The organism is Streptomyces sp. NBC_00083 (assembly GCF_026343295.1).
Taxonomy (GTDB): domain Bacteria; phylum Actinomycetota; class Actinomycetes; order Streptomycetales; family Streptomycetaceae; genus Streptomyces.
This window is the reverse complement of sequence record NZ_JAPELY010000001.1, coordinates 3,413,394-3,432,455: the sequence shown is the minus strand read 5'-3', so window position 1 is coordinate 3,432,455 and position 19,062 is coordinate 3,413,394. Positions and strand designations below refer to the sequence as shown.

Below are 19,062 nucleotides of genomic sequence, written 5' to 3'. Positions count from 1 at the left end.
GATGCGTACCCCCGTACAGCACAAGCCGCCCGTCCGGGACTACGCCCATGACGACGAACTGCTGCCCCAGGTTCTGCGGCCGTACAAGGCGCACTGCGCATACCTGCGATCGGCGGCCGTGAGCACCCGGTCCAGCCTGGTGTCCGCGCGCTGCGAACTGGCCATCCCGGAGTCCTGCTACATCGATGACACCGGCCATCTCAACGCTGTCGAAGTCAACATCAGCTACAACCAGATGATGTACTACACCGTCGCCAAGGCGGTGAAAGAGGGACTGCTCGAAGAGTTCGCCGACTGGACGCTGGACGACTACTGGCGCCACCAGCTGCCCGACATCCTGATCGCCCGCTTCAGCGGCAGTTTCCGGCGTCCCATCAACGCGCGGTCCTTCTTCGGAGAGATCGAGTTCCTGTCCGTGGAGCGGCGTTCACCCGGCGGAGAACCGCTGCTCGTCGCGGAGACCGCCTATCGGTACTGGGACGACGCCGGCGGGCGCTGCGACGGCAGCGTGAAGCTCGCCTTCGTCAACGCCCCCTAGACATACGGCCCTTCACCTCTAGCGTGCCGCCATCGCGTCCGGTGGCGGCACGCCCTCCGGCAGCCCCGGAACAGACCGAGAGGCAGACCCGCCCATGGCCGAACCGTCCGCGCCCGAGACACCCGGCGAAAGGCTGCACCACCCCCAGCTCAAGACCCTCGTCGACACGGCACGTTTCCACGCCGCCCACACTCCGCGGGTCACCGCCGTCACCTGCGAGGGGCGCGACCTCACCTACGCCGAGCTGCACACGGAGAGCAACCGCACCGCGCACGCCCTGCGTGCCGCCGGCGCACGACCCGGGGCACGCGTCGCCTACCTGGGCAAGGAATCCGAGCACTATTACGAGATCCTCTTCGGATGCGCCAAGAGCGAAACCGTTCTGGTGCCCATCAACTGGCGGCTGACCGCTCCCGAGATCAGCCACATCCTCCAGGACTCCGGCAGTGAACTCCTCTTCCTGGAGGACGAGTTCGCTCCCGTTCTCGACCGGCTTCCGACCGCGTTGCCGAAAACGGTCGTCCGGCTGGGCCCGGACGACGGCTTCGCCGCGTGGAAGGCGGGCCACCCGGACACCGAGCCCGCCTGCGCACCGACCCCCGACACACCTGTCGCCCAGCTCTACACCAGCGGGACCACCGGCCTTCCCAAGGGCGTCGTCCTGGCCCACCGGAGCTTCTTCGCCATCCGCGACGCCCTGGCGAGCCGTCAACTGGACTGGATCGACTGGCGAGTCGGCGACGTCGCCCTGGTCGGCATCCCCGGATTCCACGTCGGTGGCCTGTGGTGGGCCGCTCAGAACTTCAACGCCGGCACCACCGTGGTGGCGATGCGCGCCTTCGCCCCGCGCGACGCGATCGACCTCATCCGCGACCGGGGCGTCACCACCGCCTGTGTGGTCCCGGCCATGCTGCGCATGATGCTGGCCGAACCCGGAGTGCGGGCGGCCGACTTCACGACGCTCCGCAAGATCGTCTATGGCGGGTCTCCGATCTCCGAGGCCCTTCTGGAGCAGAGCCTGGTCATGTTCGGCAGCGAGTTCGCCCAGATCTACGGCCTGACCGAGACGGGCAACACCGCCGTGTGCCTGCCGCCCGCCGACCACGTCCCCGGCCACCGTCGCATGAAGGCCGCCGGCCACCCTTATCCGGGGGTCGCCACCATGGTCGTCGACGGAGACGGCAAGGAGCTGCCGCCGGGTGCCGTCGGTGAGATCTGCCTGGCCACGCCGGCCCGCATGGTCGAGTACTGGGGGCTGCCCGACAAGACCGCGGAGACCCTTGTCGACGGCTGGATCCACACCGGCGACGCCGGATACGTCGACGAGGACGGCTACGTCTTCATCCAGGACCGCATCAAGGACGCCATCCTCGTCGCGGGTGAGAACGTCTACCCCGCCGAGATCGAGAACGTCCTGGAGCGCCATCCCGGGGTGGCCGAGGCGGTGATCGTGGGAGCCCCGGACGAACGATGGGGCGAGAAGGTCCACGCCTTCGTCGTACCCGTGGCGGGACGGGAACCCTCCCCGCGGGACCTGCACCGGTTCCTCGTCGACCGCCTGGCCGCCTTCAAGCTGCCCGCCGCCTACGAGTTCATCGAACACGTCCCGCGCAACCCCAGCGGCAAGATCCTCCGCCGCGAGCTGCGCGACCGCTTCTGGAGCGACGCCGACCGCAAGGTCAACTGACCGCCACCGCCACCCCGTGCGGCTACCAAGAGAGAACACCATGTCTGAGCCCTTGACACTGGACGCCTTCCGAGCGGATCTGGCGGAGTTCCTGCACCAGCAGCCCGACGAAGTCGACCTGGACGAAAACCCCCTGGACGCCGGCCTGGACTCGCTGCGCATCACCACCCTCGCCGAGCGCTGGCGGAGCACCGGTGCGGAGGTGAGCTTCATCGAGCTCGCCGAGCGCGCGTCCTTCGGCCAGTGGTGGCAGCTGCTGTCCGAACGCCAGGCGGGAGCGGCCCATGCCGACGTCTGACCGGCACGCCGAGCGCCACCCCCTCCTCGCCGCCCAGGAAGGCATCTGGACCGGCCACCACCTCGATCCCGGCAGTCCCGCCTACAACACCGCCGAATACGTACACATCCATGGCTCGGTGGATCCGGCCGTCTTCGCGAGGGCGCTGCGTCACGCCGTCGCGGAGGCCGAGGCGCTGAACGTACGCTTCGTCACCGACGCGTCGGGCCGGCCGTGGCAGGTGCGCGCCGGGGACGTCGCGTGGGAGCCGCACATCGCCGACCTGACCGACGCGGCCGACCCGCACCGGGCGGCGCTCGCATGGATGGCCCAGGACATCGCCCGCCCCGTCGACCTGGAACGCGACCCGGTCTTCGGCCACGCCCTGCTGCGCACGGCCCCCGACGCGTTCCTCTGGTATCACCGCGTCCATCACATCGCCCTCGACGGCTTCGGCCTGTCCCTGGTCGCGCACCGTGTGGCGCAGGTGTACACCGCCCTGATGGAGGATGCTCCCCCGGGCGAGAGCGGCTTCGGCACCGTGGAGTCGGTCCGGCAGGAGGAGGCCGCCTACCGCGCCTCGGAACGCTTCGCCAAGAACCGCGCCTACTGGACGCAGCGCTTCGAAGACCGTCCGTCGGTCCCCAGCCTCACCGACGAACAGGCCCTGCCCGCCCGTACTTTCCTACGCCGCGTCGTCGACCTGGATCCCGCAGAGACGGCACGGCTGCGTGCCGTCGCGGACGCCTTGTCGGTGACGTGGTCCGATGTCCTGCTCGCGGTCACCGCCGCCTACGTCCACCGGGTCAGCGGCGCCCCCGAGGTCGTGCTCAGTCTGCCCGCCATGGGCCGGCTCGGCTCGGTGTCCCTGCGCGTGCCCTGCATGGTGCGCAACATCCTGCCCCTGCGCGTCCCGGTGGACGAGCAGGACAGCCTTCGGGATCTGTCCGCCAGGGTGGCCGCGGAGCTTCGGGCCGGCCGGCCGCACCAGCGGTACCGCTATGAGGAGTTGCGGCGGGACCTGAAGCTGGTGGGCGGCAGACGACGGCTGTCGGGGCCGGGCGTGAACATCATGCCCTTCGAGTACGACCTCCGGTTCGCGGGGCACCGCAGCACGGTCCACAACGTCTCCGCGGGGCCCGTCGACGACCTCGCGGTCAACGTGTACGACCGGGCCGAGGGTGCGGGCCTGCGCATCGCCTTCGACGCCAACCCCGACCTCTACGACACGGGGGCCCTGGCCGCGCACCAGCGGGAGCTGCTGGCCCTGCTGCGCGAAGCCCTCGCCGCACCGGACCGTGCGATCGGCCGGCGTGCGTGCACCGTGGTGGACGGCGGCCCCCTGCCCGGCCCGGCCCTCCCGGTACTGGAGCTCATCGCCCGGCAGGCCGGCCGGCGCGGTGACGCCGTCGCTGTCGAGCACGACGGACACAGCGTCACCTACGCGGAGTTGCTCGGCGCGGCGCGGCGGCTCGCGCGACGCCTCGCCGCCCGGGGCGCGGGTCCCGGCGCGGTGGTGGCCGTGGCCCTGCCGCGGGGCATCGACGCCGTCACGGCGATCCTGGCCGTCCTGCTGTCGGGCGCCGCGTACTGCCCGATCGATCCCGGCGCGCCGACGTCGAGGACGCACACGCTCCTGGACAGCGCCAAGCCGTCGCTCGTCGTCACCGACAGCTCGGGCGCCGACGGCTGCGCGGGGTGGTCCCTGCTTCTGCTGGACGCCCCGGGGGACGACACCGAGGCACCCCTCGCCCCGCCCGGAACGGCAGGCGAGCCGGCCTACCTCATCCACACCTCGGGCTCGACCGGCCGGCCCAAGGGCGTGGAGATCAGCCACGGCGCGCTCGCCACCTTCGTCGCCGGCGCGGCCCACCGCTACGGTCCGCGCCGCGAGGACCGCGTCCTTCAGTTCGCGCCGCTGCACTTCGACGCCAGCGTCGAGGAGGTCTTCCTCACCCTCTGCTCGGGCGCCACCCTCGTCCTGCGCACACGTGAGATGACCGAGTCGGTGCCGCAGTTCCTGCGCGCGGTCGAGCAGTTGCGCATCAGTGTGCTCGATCTCCCCACCGCCTACTGGCACGAACTGGCCTACACCCTCTCCACCGGCACCGCCGCACTGCCCGAGGGCGTGCGGACCGTCATCATCGGCGGAGAGGCCGCACTGCCCGAACGCGTCGCCCGCTGGCGGAACGCGGTCGGCCCATCGGTGCGCCTGTTCAACACCTACGGCCCCACCGAGGCGACGGTCGTGGCCACCGTCGCCGCACTCCACGAGAGCCCCGCGGACGCGGACGACGTGCCGATCGGAGTTCCGCTGCCCGGTATGCGCGCCGCGGTCGTCGGAGGCGAACTCCACCTCCTCGGTGACGCACTGGCGCTCGGCTACCGGGGCGCGGACGCGGCGGACGACTCCCGGTTCGCTCCGCTTCCCCAACTGCCGGGCAGCCCGAGGGCGTTCCGCACCGGCGACCTGGTGCGGCTCGGTGACGACGGGCAGCTGCGGTTCCTCGGGCGGGCGGACGACGAGTTCAAGATCAGTGGGCACCGGGTCCATCCCTCGGAGGTCGAGGCCGCCCTCCTCGCCCAGCCGCACATCCTGGAGGCCGCCGTCGTCGGGCAGGTCCTGCCGGACGGAACACGCCGGCTCGCCGCCCACGTCGTCGTGGAGGACCCCCGGCCCACCGCCACCGAGGTCCGCGAGGGGCTGCGGAAGGTCCTGCCCGCGGCGATGGTTCCGTCGGCCGTGGAGTTCACCGACCGGCTGCCCCGCACCAGCACCGGAAAGATCGACAGGAGCACTCTCAGCGGGGCGGTGGCGGAAGACGTTGTTCCGGCCGACGACGGGGACGGCCTGGTGGCGGCCATCAGCCGTACCTGGGCCCAGATCCTGGGCCTCGATCGGATGGCACCCGAGGACGACTTCTTCGACCTCGGCGCCCAGTCGCTCCAGGCCATCCAGGTCGCCAACCGGCTCGGCGTCGAGCTGGGGCGGGAGGTCCGCGTCGCCTGGCTCTTCGAGCACCCGACCGCCGCCGGCCTCGCACACCGTCTGGAACGCCGGGCGGACGCGCCGCCCACCACGTCCGCGCTGCCCCCGGCAGTCCTGGCCGATGCCGTCCTGGACGACGACATCCGGCCCGGCCCCTCGTCGCGTACCGTCGCCCGGCCACCGCGCACCATTCTGCTCACCGGGGCCACCGGATTCGTCGGCCCCCATCTGCTGGCCGAACTGCTGGCCACCACCGACGCCGAGCTCGTCTGCCCGGTCCGGGCCGCCACGCCCGCCGAGGCCGCCGAGCGCATCCGGCACGCCCTGACCGCTCAGGAGATCCCGCTGCCCGCGGGTGCCGAACGGATCACCGCCGTCCCCGCCGACCTCGCCCGCCCCCACCTGGGCCTCGGTGCGGAGCGGTGCACCGAACTGGCCGAGACCTGCGACGCCGTCGTCCACAACGCGGCGACGGTCAGCATCATGCGCGAGTACGCCAGCCTGCGCGCCGCCAACACCGAATCGACCCGTCAGCTGCTGCGCATGGCGTCCGCACGCTCGATCCCGGTCCACCTGGTGTCGACGCTGTCCGTCGCACCACCCCGCAGCCACGACCCGGAAGTGCCCGAGGCGTTCTTCCCGCCGCATCCGGGGCTGGTCAGCGGCTACCAGCAGTCCAAGTGGGCGTCCGAACGCCTCCTGGAACAGGCCGCCGAACGCGGCCTGCCGGTCACCCTGCACCGTCTGGGCCGCGTGACGGGAACACCGGAGACCGGCCAGGTGAACCGGCGGGACTTCCTGTGGAGCGTCCTGGCCGCCGGCATACCCGCCGGCATCGTGCCCGAGCTGTTCGACGCCGAGGTGTGGACCCCCGCGGACTACGTCGCCCGCGCCGTCGTACGGCTGGCCCTGACCGCCGCACCCGGCACGGTCTTCAACCACGCCCCCGTCGCCCCCGTACGCCTGGCCGACGTGTACGACTGGGTGCGGGAATACGGTTACGCCGTCCAGCAGATCCCTCTGACGCGATGGCGCGCGGAGCTGCCCCGGTCGGCCGACGTGGCGGCGACGACCGGCGCGTTCTTCGATTCCCTCGCCGCCGAAGGGGACGCCGAGCCGGAGCTCGCCCTGGGCCGCGTCCGTGCGGACAACGTGCTGCGCGGACTCGACGGCACCACCATCAGCTGCCCCTCGGCCGACCGGGCCCTGGTGTTCCGATATCTGGACCACTGTGTGAAAACCGGAACCCTGACACCGCCCGGCGCACGGAAGGACTGAACTCCCGGGAACTGGGGCGCCCTTCGCCCCGACTCCTTGGGTGGAGCACCTCCCACCCCCTAGGAGATCGTGTGCAGACGAAACGGCCCGCTGCCGTGGCCCTGGCCGGCGCCCTGTGCCTGGCCGCCACGGCATGCGGGGCCTCGCCGTCCCCGACGGCCAAGGCCGCCGCGGGCGCCGGCGCCCCGGGCTATCCGGTCACCCTCAAGAACTGCGGAACGACCACCACCTACACGAAGGCACCCAGCCGGGTGGTCGTCATGAACGGTGCCTCCGTCGCCGAGGCGTCCTCGCTGCTGGCACTGGGGCTCGGCGACCGCATCGTGGCCAACGAGCAGTCGTACGGCCGCTCCGAGGTGCCGGGCCGGGCCGAGGCCATCAAGAAGCTGCCCACCGGCCACATCGCACTCAACGACGCCTACGACATCCCCCGCGAGGCGATGCTGGGCCTGAGCCCGGACCTGGTGCTGTCGACCACGTCGTACGGCCTCGACGCCAAGAACGGCTTCGCGACCCGTGACGACCTCAAGGCGGTCGGCGCCAACTCCTATGTCTCACCTCAGGGTTGTGACCAGGACACCTCCCGCATGACCGTCGACGACAGCTATCAACTGCTGCGCGATCTGGGGAAGATCTTCCATGTGAGCGGGCGTGCCGAACAGCTCATCACCGAGTCACGCCGACGGATCAGCGACGTATCGGCCAAAGTGAGGAGCGAGAAGAAGCCGAACGTCATGGTGGTGTTCTCCAACATGAGCATGGGCGGCAACGACTTCAGCTCCATCGCGGCCCACGGCATCTGGAACGACATCCTGGCCAAGGCGGGCGGCACCAACGCCTTCTCCGCCACCTCCAACAGCGCCTTCGCCGATCTGAGCAAGGAGAAGGTCGCCGCCGAGCAGGTCGACGCCCTCGTGGTGATCAGCTACAACGACCCCGACCCCGAGGCGTACGCCCGCAAACTGCTCAAGGAGTTCCCCCAGTGGCCGGCCGCGAAGAACGAGCGCTCCCTGGTGCTGTCCGACTCGGTCTATCTCGGGCCCAGCAACGACCTCGCCGTGGAGAAGATCGCCAAGATGCTGCACCCCGACGATTTCTGACGCGCAAGGACCGGCGCAGGCTCGACCCCCACCCCCTCCTCGTGCTGCTGGCGCTGCTGACCGTGCTGGTGGGCGCCATGATCGTGGCCATCGGCATCGGTGCGGTGACCGTGCCGGCGGGCGAGGTGTGGCGCATCATCTGGCACCACCTGACGGGCGGCGGGACGGCCGCGGATCCCGCCAGGGACCAGATCGTCTGGACCTTCCGCACGCCGCGCGTCGTGCTGGCCGCGCTGGTCGGCGCGGGTCTTGCCGTCGCCGGTGTGGTCCTCCAGGCCGTCGTCGCCAACCCGTTGGCCGACCCCTATGTGCTGGGCGTCTCGTCCGGTGCCTCGCTGGGCGCCGTGCTCGTCATCACCCTCACCAGTGGCGCGCTCGGCGGGCTCGGCGTGTCCTCCGCCGCCTTCCTCGGCGCCGCGGCCGCCGCGGCCCTGGTCCTGCTCCTCGGCCGCAAACAAGGACGGCTCGCACCCACGCGTCTGGTCCTGTCCGGAGTGGCCGTGGGGTATTTGTTCCTGGCCGCCACCAGCTACCTCCAGCTGCAGGCCACCCCGACCGAACTGCGCACGGTCATGTTCTGGATGCTCGGCAGCGTCGCCGGCGCCCAGTGGGGACAGCTGCCCGTCGTCGCCTCCGTCGTCCTGACCACTACCGTGGTCCTGACGCTGTTCGGCCGCCGGCTCAACGCACTGCTCGTCGGCGACGAGTCCGCCACCGCCCTCGGCGTCGACGTGCACCGCCTGCGCGCCCTGCTGCTGGCGCTGGCCTCGCTGGTGACCGGCACGGTCATCGCCGTCGCCGGCGGGATCGGCTTCGTCGGCCTGATGATCCCGCACCTGGTCCGCCTCACCACCGGCGCCGACCATCGCAGACTGCTCCCCCAGGCCGCCCTGGTCGGCGCCATCTACCTGGTCGTCGTCGATCTGGTCTCGCGCACCGTCAACCGCCCCAACGAACTGCCCCTCGGCATCCTCACCGCGTTGTTCGGGGCACCCTTCTTCCTGTGGCTGCTGCGCCGCAACAAGAGCCTGGACGCCGTATGAAGCTCACCATCGACAGGATCCATGTCGAACTCGGCCACCGCCCGATCCTCGATGGCGTGAGCCTGGAGGCCCAGCCCGGCGACATCGTCGGCCTCATCGGCCCGAACGGCAGCGGCAAGTCCACGCTGCTGCGTACCGTCTACCGCTCCCTGCGCCCCCACCGCGGCGTGGTACGGGTGGACGGCGACGACGTGTGGGCCCTGACCGCGCGCGGCGCCGCGCGCCGCACCGCCGCCGTCCTGCAGGACAGCGGCGGCAGCCCGACCGGCATGTGCGTCTCCGAGGTCGTCGCCCTCGGCCGCACCCCGCACCACGGACTCGTCGGCCGCGAAAGTCGCGAGGACCGCGAGGCCGTGGAGGAGGCGCTCGGCCTGTGCGGCATCCGGCACATGGCCGAACGGGACGCCACCCGCCTGTCCGGCGGCGAACGTCAGCGTGTGCTGCTGGCCCGCGCACTCGCCCAACGGCCCCGGCTCCTCGTCCTGGACGAGCTCACCAACCATCTCGACATCCGCGCGCGCTTCGAAGTCCTCGATCTCATCCGGGCCACCGGCATCACGACCCTCGCCGTCCTGCACGACCTCGATCTGGCGGCTCGCCTGTGCGACCATCTCGTGGCACTCCACTGTGGCCAAGTGGTGGCCGCGGGGCCGGTGTTGGACGTACTGACCTCCGGACTGCTGCGTGAGGTGTTCGGCGTGGCCGCCACCGCGGACCGCCACGCCGACGGCGTCGTCCGCATCACCTACGCGGCGCAGCCCCTTGCCGTGGACCGGCTGGCGGAGGCCAAGATCAGTTGACGGGACGGTCGTACTGCGTCCCGCGGCGGACCTCGTCCGCCGCCTTGGCGCCGCCGAGCCGCTCCACCAGGTGAAAGGCCATGTCGATGCCGGCGGACACGCCCGCGCTGGTGACGATCGCGCCATCGTCCACATACCGCTCGCCGGCACGGATGTCGATGGTGGCGTCGATGTCCGCCAGCGTGCCGGCGAAGTCCCGGTGCGTGGTCGCGGGACGCCCCCTCAGCAGTCCGGCCGCCGCCAGCGCGTGCGAGCCCGTACACACGCTCGCCAGCAGCACCCCATCCGCGTGCAGCTGCCTCAGCCAGTCCAGATGGGCGCTGTCCTTCTCCAGCACCTGTGTGCCGTCGCCGCCGGGGTGGATCAGTACGTCGAGTGCGGGGACCGCGTCACGGTCGTGATCCACGCCCAGGCGAAGCCCCTTGGCGCAGCGCACCCACCCCTCCTCCCGGCCGACCGTGACGAGGCGGACGGGCGCCGCAGCGACGTGCGCGCCCCAGAAACCCAGAACCTCCCACGGACCTACGACATCCAGTTCCTCGGCGTCATCGAACACGAAGACACCGACGGTCACAGACGTATCCATGCCGACGAGCTCACCCACTCTCCCTGCGGGCCGACCAGTTCGGGCCCCAACCTGTCACGAGTGGCGGCGCCGGGACGCTATGGGGCGACCGAAGAACCCGAACGAATGACGTGCGCATCGTTGCATCGGCGCCGACCCCATCGGGGTGGCCCGGGTGCCGACTCCACTTCGGGGCAGGAAAGGCCCATCAGGAGACGAAGCCTCAGTAACTCGCTCCTCAATTGGGTGAGTTGGGCGAGATGTAGAGGCTCGGTGCGTACCCCGCCGGGGAACGCGCCGAGCCTCCTGGTCAGGCTGCCACGGCTGTCGGAACGGCTACCACGCAGGGGGCCGGGCCGATGGCCGGCAGCGGATCACCGATCTTCGGACAGGGCTCCTCCGGCTCGGCGAGGAGTTCCAGCAGCGTCACGCGGGCGCGGGCCACCCGGGACCGGATCGTCCCGACGGGGCAGTCGGTGACATCGGCCGCTTCCGCGTACGACAGACCCAGCAGCTGGGTCAGGAGGAACGCCTCGCGGCGCTCCTCCGGCAGCGCGGCGAGGAGGTCGAGGAGCGCGATGCCCTCCTCGAACCCCGGCAGGTCCACCGGCTGGGTCTGTTCGGCGGCCCGCCGCCAGTCATGACGGTCGGCCAGACGGGGCCGAGCGGCGGCGCGCCGGAAGTCGTCGATCACCGCACGACGCGCGATCGACAGCAGCCAGGCCCGAGCCGAGGAGCGTCCCTCGAAGCGGTGCAGACTGCCCAGCGCCCGGATGAACGTCTCCTGGGTCAGGTCGTCCGCCGACTGCGGGTCCGCGCTCAAGTGCGCGACGTAGCGCTTCACGTCGTGGTGCAGGGCCCGGATGAACCGCTCCACCGCCTCGGCGTCGCCGCTGCGGGCCGCCAGGGCCCATCCCGTGATCAGTTCGTCGACCTCCGGGGTGTTCTCGTGTTTCCTACGTTTCTCGCGGAGCCCGCGTAATGCGGGCAGGGCAGGAGCAAGCACCTTGTGTCCTTCACGAATCACGCGTGGAACAGCGGCACACGGACGCGCCGGTTCCAGCAAACAAGGGGACGGCGGCGGTGCGCGCGGGCACGGCCGCGAACCGAGGCGAGGTGTCGACGACACCATGAATTCCGCCTCGGGCAGACTGCTGTTCTAGACGACAGCGGTCCTCGTGGGAGGTCCCCGAGTGGTGATCGCATGGACGAGATGAAGCCGGTACGGCACCCAGCGCGAACGGTTCCGCCGCGCCAGACGCCTCGGCCGGCGCGGCAGGGCGGGCAGAGTGAGCACCAGCCGCAGCGGCGCGGCCAGCCACCCGGCCACGGCGCGCAACAGCCGGTAGGCGACCCGCTCGCCGTACCCCAGCCACAGGCCGCACAGCACCGCGGTCACCAGGTGAGCCCCTGACATGCCCCACGACGGCACACCACTCGCCAGCCAGTGCCCCAGTCCACCCTCAACGACGCCCGCGTGAGCCGAGCTGCCCATATCCATGTGCATCGGCATGGACATGGAGTGCGCGTGCATGCCACTCATGGGTCCTGAACCCATGGGCATGGAGCTCATGGACATGGAGCCCATCCCCATCGCGCCCATTCCCTCGCCGGCCGGGCCCGTAACGGCCCCCGCCTCCGCGGACTGCGCGAGCGCGAATCCCCAGTGGAGCACGGTCTGCGCTCCGACCACGAGCGTGACGATCAGGGTCGGCCCGCGTTCCCGGCCGGCCACCAGCCAGCCGGCGCCACCGGTGGTCACGAACCCTGCCAGCAGCGCCCACCAGGGCACAGTGCAGTCCGACATCAGGATGTGCCCCACGGCAGCGAGCAGCACGCACATGGCCGCGAACACTGCGGCCCGTACCGTTCGTGCACACCACCCGGCATCCATGACTGGCTACATCCTCGCATCCGCAGTGCGGCCGTTACGGATCAGTACGCGAATTCACGGGGTACCCCACTCAAAGAAGGAGGTGTGAGGAAAAACGTGCCCAAGTCAGGGAACTCAACGCGCACTCTGGCCGACCCTCTGGAGGGGAATCACATCAGGCGATCGCCATCCGCGATTCGGCCAACTCCGAGGATCGGCAGCCGAGTTGCAGCGCGCCCCTCGGTGCAGGTGAGAAATCCAGCCGCGCCGCTGATGACCCTCCATCAGAACCTTTGATCACACGACAAAGGGAAGTTCGACGTCGCCCGACAGGTGGCAATACCCGCGGGACGACGCCCAACCGACACCGGGCGGCCGGCACGCCCCCACCCACCAGGGCGCCCCCTCACTCCCGCCCGGCCGGCCAGCCGAAGGGCCTCCCAGCGGGTCTCAGCGGGCCAGGCGGCCCAACGCGCGGCCCGCCACGAAGCGCTGGCCCTGCCCGGGGCGGCTTTCTCGGGCAGCCGCGACCGCTACGCCGGCATCCATACCGTCAGCAGAAAATGAACCGGGGCACGGATTTATAGCTACCTTGCATTCCGCACACGCCTGGCTCCCCTGACGAAAGCCACGGCGACAACGATGCCGTAAGGACATCGTCTCCAAGTGGGCCACCTCCGGGTAAAACTACGGCCGGTCTCTCTATCGACGCGTACATGAACGCCGCCCCCTCCCCCCCCTCTCGACGCCGAACGCGCCCAGCGCATCACCGGACTCGACCAGCCCTGCCCCCAGCACCCCAACGCCGTCTTGAATTTCTGACGCAGCCAAGCTCCCGCGCCCGCCCCTCCGGAGCCCACTCACGTCACAGATTGAAGATCCTGCGCGCGTTGCCGGACAGGAACAGCTCGGTGGTTTCCTCTTCCAGGTCCAGATCACCGAGGTGCTCGAGCGCCTGGGCCGGTGTGATCATGGGGTAGTTCGTGCCGAACAGCACCTTCCTGCGACCCCGGCCGCGCAGGTAGTCGACCAGCTCGCGCGGGTAGCGGCGGGTGGTATAGGCGCTGGTGTCCATGTACACGTTGGCGTGCTTGTCGGCGACCGCGATCATCTCCGTGGTCCACGGATACCCGATGTGCCCGCACACGATGGTCAGCTCGGGGAAGTCCAGCGCGACCTGGTCGATGTAGGGAATGGGGCGACCGGTCTCGGACGGACGCAGCGGGCCGGTGTGACCTACCTGGGTGCAGAAGGGGATGCCGAGTTCCACGCAGGCGGCATACAGCGGGTAGTACAGCCGGTCGGTGGGCGGGAGTTGCCACAGCCACGGAACGATCCGCAGGGCTACGAAGCCGAGTTCCTCGACCGCGCGCCTCAGTTCCCGCACCGCCTGGACCGGGCGGGTGAGATCCGCGCCGGCCACCCCGCGCAGCCGCCCCTGGGACTCGGCGACGAAGGCGGCCACCTCATCGTTGCTGATGAGTGGCCCCTGAGGGCCGTACCAGGCCGCGGAGAGACCGATCTCGACGTCCGCCGCGGCCATCGCGGCCACCGTCGCCCTGACCGGCAAGGGCTCCTCCAACAGACCTTGTCTGGTCCACTGGCGCAGCGACTCGAACATCTCATGGTTGGAGTGACGGAGCGTCGGGTGCTGCATCCACACGTCGATAACCGGCATCGGACTCCTTCGCCTCTCTCACGGTGCCCGCCGCGGATGCGACACGCTAAGCGAACGCTTAACGCGACCCTATCCCTGGGCACCGCGTACAACCACCTCTCTCACCAGCACCGCGGTTCCCCCGCCCGCCAGCAACCAGGCCCAGACCACCACGTACGGCCGGACCACCCATTTCAGCCACCTGCTGACCGCACTGGCGCGGCCATGCGGGGCGCGGGGGCCGGTGCGTGGGTGAAGATCGCGCAGTGGACGCGGTGCGCGCATGAGGCACAGATCAGAAGCACCGCTCGTGGACACAGGCGAGGTAGGGCGCCGAGCCGCACCTAGGCGAGTGCGTTCCCAGTTCAGGCACGGGTGTCAGCAGTTGCCTAGCCGTGGGCCCGCACGCGGGTGATCACTGAGCCCGTCGAGGCGGCCTGTGTGACTCTCCCCCAGCGCTTCGCGATGTACGGCTCCCGTTGATAGCGGGTAGGGCCGCCGTGGTCCAGTCACCCTGCGTCGTGAGAAGAAATTGGCGGGCGAGAGCACGTATTCGCTCCCAGGCCGGATCTGCGGCCAGGGCACTGCCCCAGAGGCTGGCGCGACAGGTGGCATCGATTTCGCCGAGCAAAAGGCCAATGGCCTGAAGAACGCGCAGATCATCGGGTTCCAAAACCCCGCGCTGCGCAAGCCCTTCTGAGGTTCGGCAGAGGAGCCCCACCTCTTCAACAACCGACCCCGTCTCCAACTCACGCATCCCCAGCCAGGCAAGCTGATCCTGGAGGTCGGCCGCGAGGAGAGCCATCCATCGCAGCGTCCAGTTGCGGATGTGCACCTCGCCCAGATGATTCATACTGCATGATCCCGCATAACTGATGGTCTCAGCATGAACTTCGCCTGGTGGTTCGTGAGTCCGGTGAGGTGTCGGCAGGATCGGCTGTGCGGCTTCCGGTCCAGAGCTTGATGACTTGGGGGAACGTGTTGGTCCGCGGTTGCCGGTGTATCTGCCCCGGCGGCACCGGTATCCCGGTCGGTTGCCGGTGGACGACCGCAACGCGCTTCGCCGAATCGTCTATGTGCTGCTCTAGCGTGTGAGCTCGCGCGACGTTTCCGCGGAACAGATCGGCGGCAGCGGAGTGACGGCCTGGCGCCCCGGGATTGGCGAGATACACGGCGACCTCCACCTTGAACTCCTCCAACTCACCTGCAGCACCATCTGTTTGATACGAGGCAGAACCTCGCTGTACAACCATCAGTGGGTGGCACTGGGGTCACGAGCCAGCGCACGCATGACGCAGCCCCGGACCTCCCGCATGGCCCGGGGCGCTGCCGCCACGCATTGCCCCTTTACTGTCGTGCATCAGCCGTCGGCGAGGCGTTGGATGGTGGCGCTCAGCCAGGACTGGAGACCAGCAGGGTCGCCCAGTCCGCAGCGCAGGACCCTGCGGCGGGTCGAGACGCCGAGCACGAAGGCGTCGATCGCTGCGGCTCGGCTACGAGCCTCCTCGTCGTCCAGGCCGCTGTCTCGCAGGTAGCGGTGCAGCGGCTCCAGCGAGTTCGCGTCAAGGAACGCGGCCAATTCCTCCGCCGCCTGCGGGCGTTCGCCGGACGCGCGTTGCAGCACGAGCAGCGGATCGTCCCCGGGGGCCTCGAACCAGCGCTCGACGATGCTCGCCGCGAGGCGCGCACCCAGCGTGGAACGGTCGCCGTCGAATGAGTCGGAGACCGGGATCTCCACACGGGTCGCCGCCAGGAAAAGGCCGTCCTTGCCGCCGAAGTAGCGCGTGACGAGATTGGGCGACACGCCGGCCGTGTCGGCCACGCCCTTGACCGTGGTCGCCGCGTACCCGTGCTGGGCGAACTGGCGTTGCGCGTGCTCCAGGATCCGCTGTCTGGTGGCGGCCGCATTTCGCGAAGTCATGTATACGATCATACACATAATGTGTACGCTGATACACATGAACGACGAGATGCGAGAACGACTCCACCGGACGCGGCGTGTCACGGCCCCGTGGAGCAACGACGGTACGCGCGGCATCAGCGACACCCACCTCGACGAGCTCCTGGAACGCTGGGCGAACGGGTACGACTGGGGCATGCACGAGCGCCGCATTCGCGCCCACCCCTGGGAGGCGGTGCAGGCGGGCGACACCGAGCTGCGCGTAATCCACCAGCGATCCGCTGATCCCGATGCTCCCGTGGTTGTGCTGCTGCACGGCTGGCCGGACTCGGTACTGCGGTTCGAGCGCGTCCTGCCTTTACTCACGGACCTGCATGTGGTGGTGCCCGCGCTCCCGGGCTTCCCGTTCGCGGCCCCACTCGTCAGTCCCGGCATGTCGGCCAACCGGATCGCCGGAATCATTGCGGATGCTCTCGATGAACTCGGCTACGCGCGGTACACGGTGTCCGGCGGCGACGTGGGCGGCACCGTCGCGGAGATCCTCGCGGCCGAGCACCCGGACCGCGTGGCTGCCCTGCACCTCACGAACATCGCCCCGCTGCGTGCGCTCACGGCGGACCCAGCGACCCTCGCGCCCGACGCGGCTGCTTACCTCGCCCGGTCGGCACAGTGGTTCCGGGCCGAGGGCGGCTACATCGCCCAGCAGTCGACGCGGCCGAACACGCTCGCCGTCGCCCTCGGCGACTCACCCGCCGGCCTCGCAGCGTGGATCACCGAGAAACTGGAGGCCTGGTCCGACGAGTCGGCCTTCACCACAGACGAGCTCCTCACCTGGACCACCGCCTACTGGGTCACCGGCACGATCGGCACCTCGTTCGCCACCTATGTCGAACCAGCCACCCTCCCTGGCCGCATCGATACACCGACCGTGCTCTCCGTGTTCCCGCGCGACACCAAACCGGAACCGCGGAGCTACGCCGAGGCGTTCCTGAACAACTGCGACTACGTGGAACACACTGCGGGCGGCCACTTCGCAGCCTGGGAACAGCCCGAGGCCTACGCGGGGGACGTACATCGTGCGGTCAAGCTCGGCGGCTGAGACGGAGCCTGCCGATGCATGCGGCACTCGGGCCCCGGAAGGGGCTGCGGCGCTCCGCTCCGGCACCAGGGTGCTCACGGTCCTTGTCCAGTTGGGCGTTCGGGCCGGGCCGGGCCAGCTCTGATGCGGGTGGACGTCAGTACGGCGATCTCAGACGTCCTCGCGGGTGGAAGGGCGTGCGCGTCAAGCACCTTGACCGGTCGCGCCCGCCCATCGGGGCGGTGGTCGGGGATGGCCTCCCCCACGCAGACCGTCCGGGCCAGGTTCCGCTGAGCCCAGCGACCAGCCCGCTGCCGACGATCGCCGCCCGAGGACCACCACGTTCCGAATTTGGTGCCAATTCGGCTGCGCGGTAGGCGAGTTGAGGATGAGGCAAAGCTGGTTCCTCACGTCGCCCCAGAGGCCCTCACTCCGACTCCCCGCACTCTGGCAGCTGGTGCCTGAGCGGAAGGACATACGGGTCCAGACTCCTTCGCACTTCCGCATCCGACACGTCACGGGTTCCTCCCACACCCCTCCATCCCTCGAGCTCCCTGATCGCAGAGACAGGAACTCTCAGACCATGGAAGAAGCAGCTGACGAAAGCGAAGAAGGTGGTCTCACTACCAAGCTCTCCCCTTACCCACAGCGCAATATCCACCGTGTCGTCACCACGCATCGCGCGCTCGCGAAGACCAAGCGCAATCACCTTCGGATCTCTCATTTGTGCAGCACCACCTCAACGTTGGCATAGGTTCCGGGAGTTCGGGAGTTCCTTCCGGCTTGAGGAGCTCAATTCCTCCGTCAAATGATCAAAGACAGCGGTCTCGTTGCCTTCGGCCCCGTCGTCAACTCCGTTTCAGCCGACGGGTGATGGCCTTCAGCAGCTCATCCAGGGATGCCTCGTGCGTCCTTCCCCGAGGCCGGGCCAATCCGACGCGGCTGGGTGAGACGCCCCGGACCGGGCGGAACACGACGTCGGGGTGGGAGTAGTAGCGGGACGCCGACTCCGGTGCCAGCGCCACGCAGCCGGCAGCGACGGCTCCGAGCCACTCATCGGGGCGGCTTGTGACGGCGCCGATCCGGACGGGGTGACCGTCCCGCTCCCCCACCGCCAGCCAGTGCTCCCTCCAGGCTCCGGTCTCGACCCCGGCCGATACGAACGGCTCGTCCCACAACTCCCGGAACTCCACCGTCTCGTTGTGCGCCAGCGGGTGCCGAGCTGGTAGCAGCACCCCGCGCTCCTCGACGAACAGCTCGCGTACCGAAAAACGTTCCTGACCCGGAAACGGCAATCGCACCACTGCCGCGTCCGCCTCACCCCGGGCCAGGCCGGCGCTCGGGTCGGACCAGTCGAACTGCCGCAATTCCACCCGCCACTCCGGCTGCGCTCGGCGGAAGCCGGCGATGACCTCGGCGACGGCACCCACCGCGCCTGCGTCCAGGAAACCCAGGCGCAGTACCCGTGCCGATCGGGCGGTCGCCTGCACTGCCTCGTCCCAGCCGTCCAGCACCGCGGGTACCCGCGAGGCGAGTTCACGACCGGCCTCGGTCAAGGCCATCCCGGACCGCGATCGCACGAAGAGGCGCACCCCGAGATCGTCCTCCAGGCGCCGTATCTGCTTAGTCAGCGCGGGCTGCGAGACGAACAGCCTTTCCGCCGCCCCCGTCAGGCTGCCCTCCTCCGCCACCGCGGCGAAGTACCGGAGCAAGCGCGTGTCCACGTCCATGCCGCCAGGTTATAGAAGCAGGTATTGGACGGTGCCGAGATCCGCGCACACCCTCAAAGCATGACCGGTACACAGCTCACGCTCTTCGTCGTTACCCTGCTCACCGCCGCCCTCAACGTCGCTGTCGCCGCCGCCGATCTCGCCGGAGCACGCTTCGTACTGGCCAACTCGGCGGAGGTAGGAGTCCCTCGAACCTGGCTGCCACGGCTGGCCGCCCTCAAACTGGCTGGTGCGGCGGGCCTCCTCCTCGGTCTCTTCAGCGCCGCGCTGCGCCCCGTCGGCGTCGTCGCAGCCTGCGGTCTCGTACTGCTCTACCTGGGCGCGCTCGCCTTTCATCTGCGTACCCGCGTGCTGTACAACCTCGCGTTTCCCGGTTTCTACTTCGCGACTGCGGTCGCCTCGCTGGCATGGAGCGTGTCTGCCTGACCCAGGTGGGCCTGGTCCTCACCCATGTGGGCGACTCAGTTGGCGACGCTGTCTTCCAGGAAGTCCCTGCGGAGGTGCACATTCCCGGCGTTGAGCTGGAAGTCGGATCCCTCGACCGGAG

Annotated in this window: 15 protein-coding genes and 1 pseudogene; 10 read left to right on the top strand and 6 right to left on the bottom strand. The window is 69.7% G+C overall.

Annotation, left to right across the window (positions count from 1 at the left end; all coding sequences use genetic code 11):
• Position 1 precedes the first annotated feature (1 nt).
• From OOJ98_RS15380 to OOJ98_RS15350, 7 genes are all read left to right on the top strand, one after another.
• The gene (locus tag OOJ98_RS15380) at positions 2 to 538 is read left to right on the top strand and encodes an FcoT family thioesterase (RefSeq protein WP_267055249.1); all 537 of its coding nucleotides are present in this window, start codon (positions 2 to 4) and stop codon (positions 536 to 538) included.
• 94 nt (positions 539 to 632) lie between these two features.
• Positions 633 to 2,225 (top strand): long-chain-fatty-acid--CoA ligase, encoded by a 1,593-nt coding sequence (locus tag OOJ98_RS15375; protein WP_267055248.1) that lies wholly within the window; start codon positions 633 to 635, stop codon positions 2,223 to 2,225.
• A gap of 40 nt (positions 2,226 to 2,265) precedes the next feature.
• Complete coding sequence (locus OOJ98_RS15370; RefSeq protein ID WP_267055247.1) at positions 2,266 to 2,523, top strand: phosphopantetheine-binding protein; 258 nt, start codon at positions 2,266 to 2,268, stop codon at positions 2,521 to 2,523.
• On the top strand, positions 2,510 to 6,769 hold the full coding sequence (locus OOJ98_RS15365) for an amino acid adenylation domain-containing protein (protein WP_267055246.1): 4,260 nt from the start codon (positions 2,510 to 2,512) through the stop codon (positions 6,767 to 6,769). Before OOJ98_RS15370 ends, OOJ98_RS15365 begins: the two co-directional genes overlap by 14 nt.
• Before the next feature lie 71 nt (positions 6,770 to 6,840).
• Positions 6,841 to 7,869, top strand: coding sequence for an ABC transporter substrate-binding protein (locus OOJ98_RS15360; RefSeq protein WP_267055245.1), 1,029 nt, complete (start codon positions 6,841 to 6,843; stop codon positions 7,867 to 7,869).
• Positions 7,870 to 7,946: 77 nt separating this feature from the next.
• Entirely contained in the window at positions 7,947 to 8,912 is a 966-nt protein-coding gene (locus OOJ98_RS15355) for an iron ABC transporter permease (protein WP_267055650.1), read from the top strand.
• Entirely contained in the window at positions 8,909 to 9,712 is an 804-nt protein-coding gene (locus OOJ98_RS15350; RefSeq protein ID WP_267055244.1) for an ABC transporter ATP-binding protein, read from the top strand. Before OOJ98_RS15355 ends, OOJ98_RS15350 begins: the two co-directional genes overlap by 4 nt.
• Here the strand turns inward: OOJ98_RS15350 and OOJ98_RS15345 are convergent.
• The 4 genes from OOJ98_RS15345 to OOJ98_RS15330 form a co-directional block, all read right to left on the bottom strand.
• Positions 9,705 to 10,298: a DJ-1/PfpI family protein gene (locus OOJ98_RS15345; RefSeq protein WP_267055243.1), complete on the bottom strand. Its 594-nt coding sequence runs from the start codon at positions 10,296 to 10,298 to the stop codon at positions 9,705 to 9,707. The two genes, OOJ98_RS15350 and OOJ98_RS15345, sit on opposite strands and share 8 nt — an antisense overlap.
• A 289-nt stretch (positions 10,299 to 10,587) precedes the next feature.
• Positions 10,588 to 11,268 carry a sigma-70 family RNA polymerase sigma factor gene (locus OOJ98_RS15340; RefSeq protein WP_267055649.1) on the bottom strand — a complete coding sequence of 227 codons (681 nt, stop codon included), beginning with the start codon at positions 11,266 to 11,268 and terminating at the stop codon, positions 10,588 to 10,590.
• A 168-nt stretch (positions 11,269 to 11,436) separates the two neighbouring features.
• Positions 11,437 to 12,120: a hypothetical protein gene (locus OOJ98_RS15335; protein WP_323177898.1), complete on the bottom strand. Its 684-nt coding sequence runs from the start codon at positions 12,118 to 12,120 to the stop codon at positions 11,437 to 11,439.
• A gap of 895 nt (positions 12,121 to 13,015) precedes the next feature.
• Positions 13,016 to 13,828: an amidohydrolase family protein gene (locus tag OOJ98_RS15330; protein ID WP_267055241.1), complete on the bottom strand. Its 813-nt coding sequence runs from the start codon at positions 13,826 to 13,828 to the stop codon at positions 13,016 to 13,018.
• 941 nt (positions 13,829 to 14,769) lie between these two features.
• Here OOJ98_RS15330 and OOJ98_RS15325 point away from each other — a divergent pair.
• Positions 14,770 to 14,958: pseudogene (locus OOJ98_RS15325) on the top strand (IS5/IS1182 family transposase); the annotation flags it as partial.
• Between the two features lie 209 nt (positions 14,959 to 15,167).
• Here OOJ98_RS15325 and OOJ98_RS15320 read toward each other — a convergent pair.
• Positions 15,168 to 15,728, bottom strand: a complete 561-nt coding sequence (locus tag OOJ98_RS15320) for a TetR/AcrR family transcriptional regulator (protein ID WP_267055240.1) — start codon at positions 15,726 to 15,728, stop codon at positions 15,168 to 15,170.
• Between the two features lie 37 nt (positions 15,729 to 15,765).
• Between OOJ98_RS15320 and OOJ98_RS15315 the strand changes: the two genes are divergently transcribed.
• Positions 15,766 to 16,806, top strand: a complete 1,041-nt coding sequence (locus OOJ98_RS15315) for an epoxide hydrolase family protein (protein WP_267055239.1) — start codon at positions 15,766 to 15,768, stop codon at positions 16,804 to 16,806.
• Between the two features lie 827 nt (positions 16,807 to 17,633).
• Here OOJ98_RS15315 and OOJ98_RS15310 read toward each other — a convergent pair.
• Positions 17,634 to 18,515 carry a LysR family transcriptional regulator gene (locus OOJ98_RS15310; RefSeq protein ID WP_267055238.1) on the bottom strand — a complete coding sequence of 294 codons (882 nt, stop codon included), beginning with the start codon at positions 18,513 to 18,515 and terminating at the stop codon, positions 17,634 to 17,636.
• Positions 18,516 to 18,575: 60 nt separating this feature from the next.
• Between OOJ98_RS15310 and OOJ98_RS15305 the strand changes: the two genes are divergently transcribed.
• Positions 18,576 to 18,941: a DoxX family protein gene (locus OOJ98_RS15305; protein ID WP_267055237.1), complete on the top strand. Its 366-nt coding sequence runs from the start codon at positions 18,576 to 18,578 to the stop codon at positions 18,939 to 18,941.
• Positions 18,942 to 19,062: the final 121 nt, after the last annotated feature.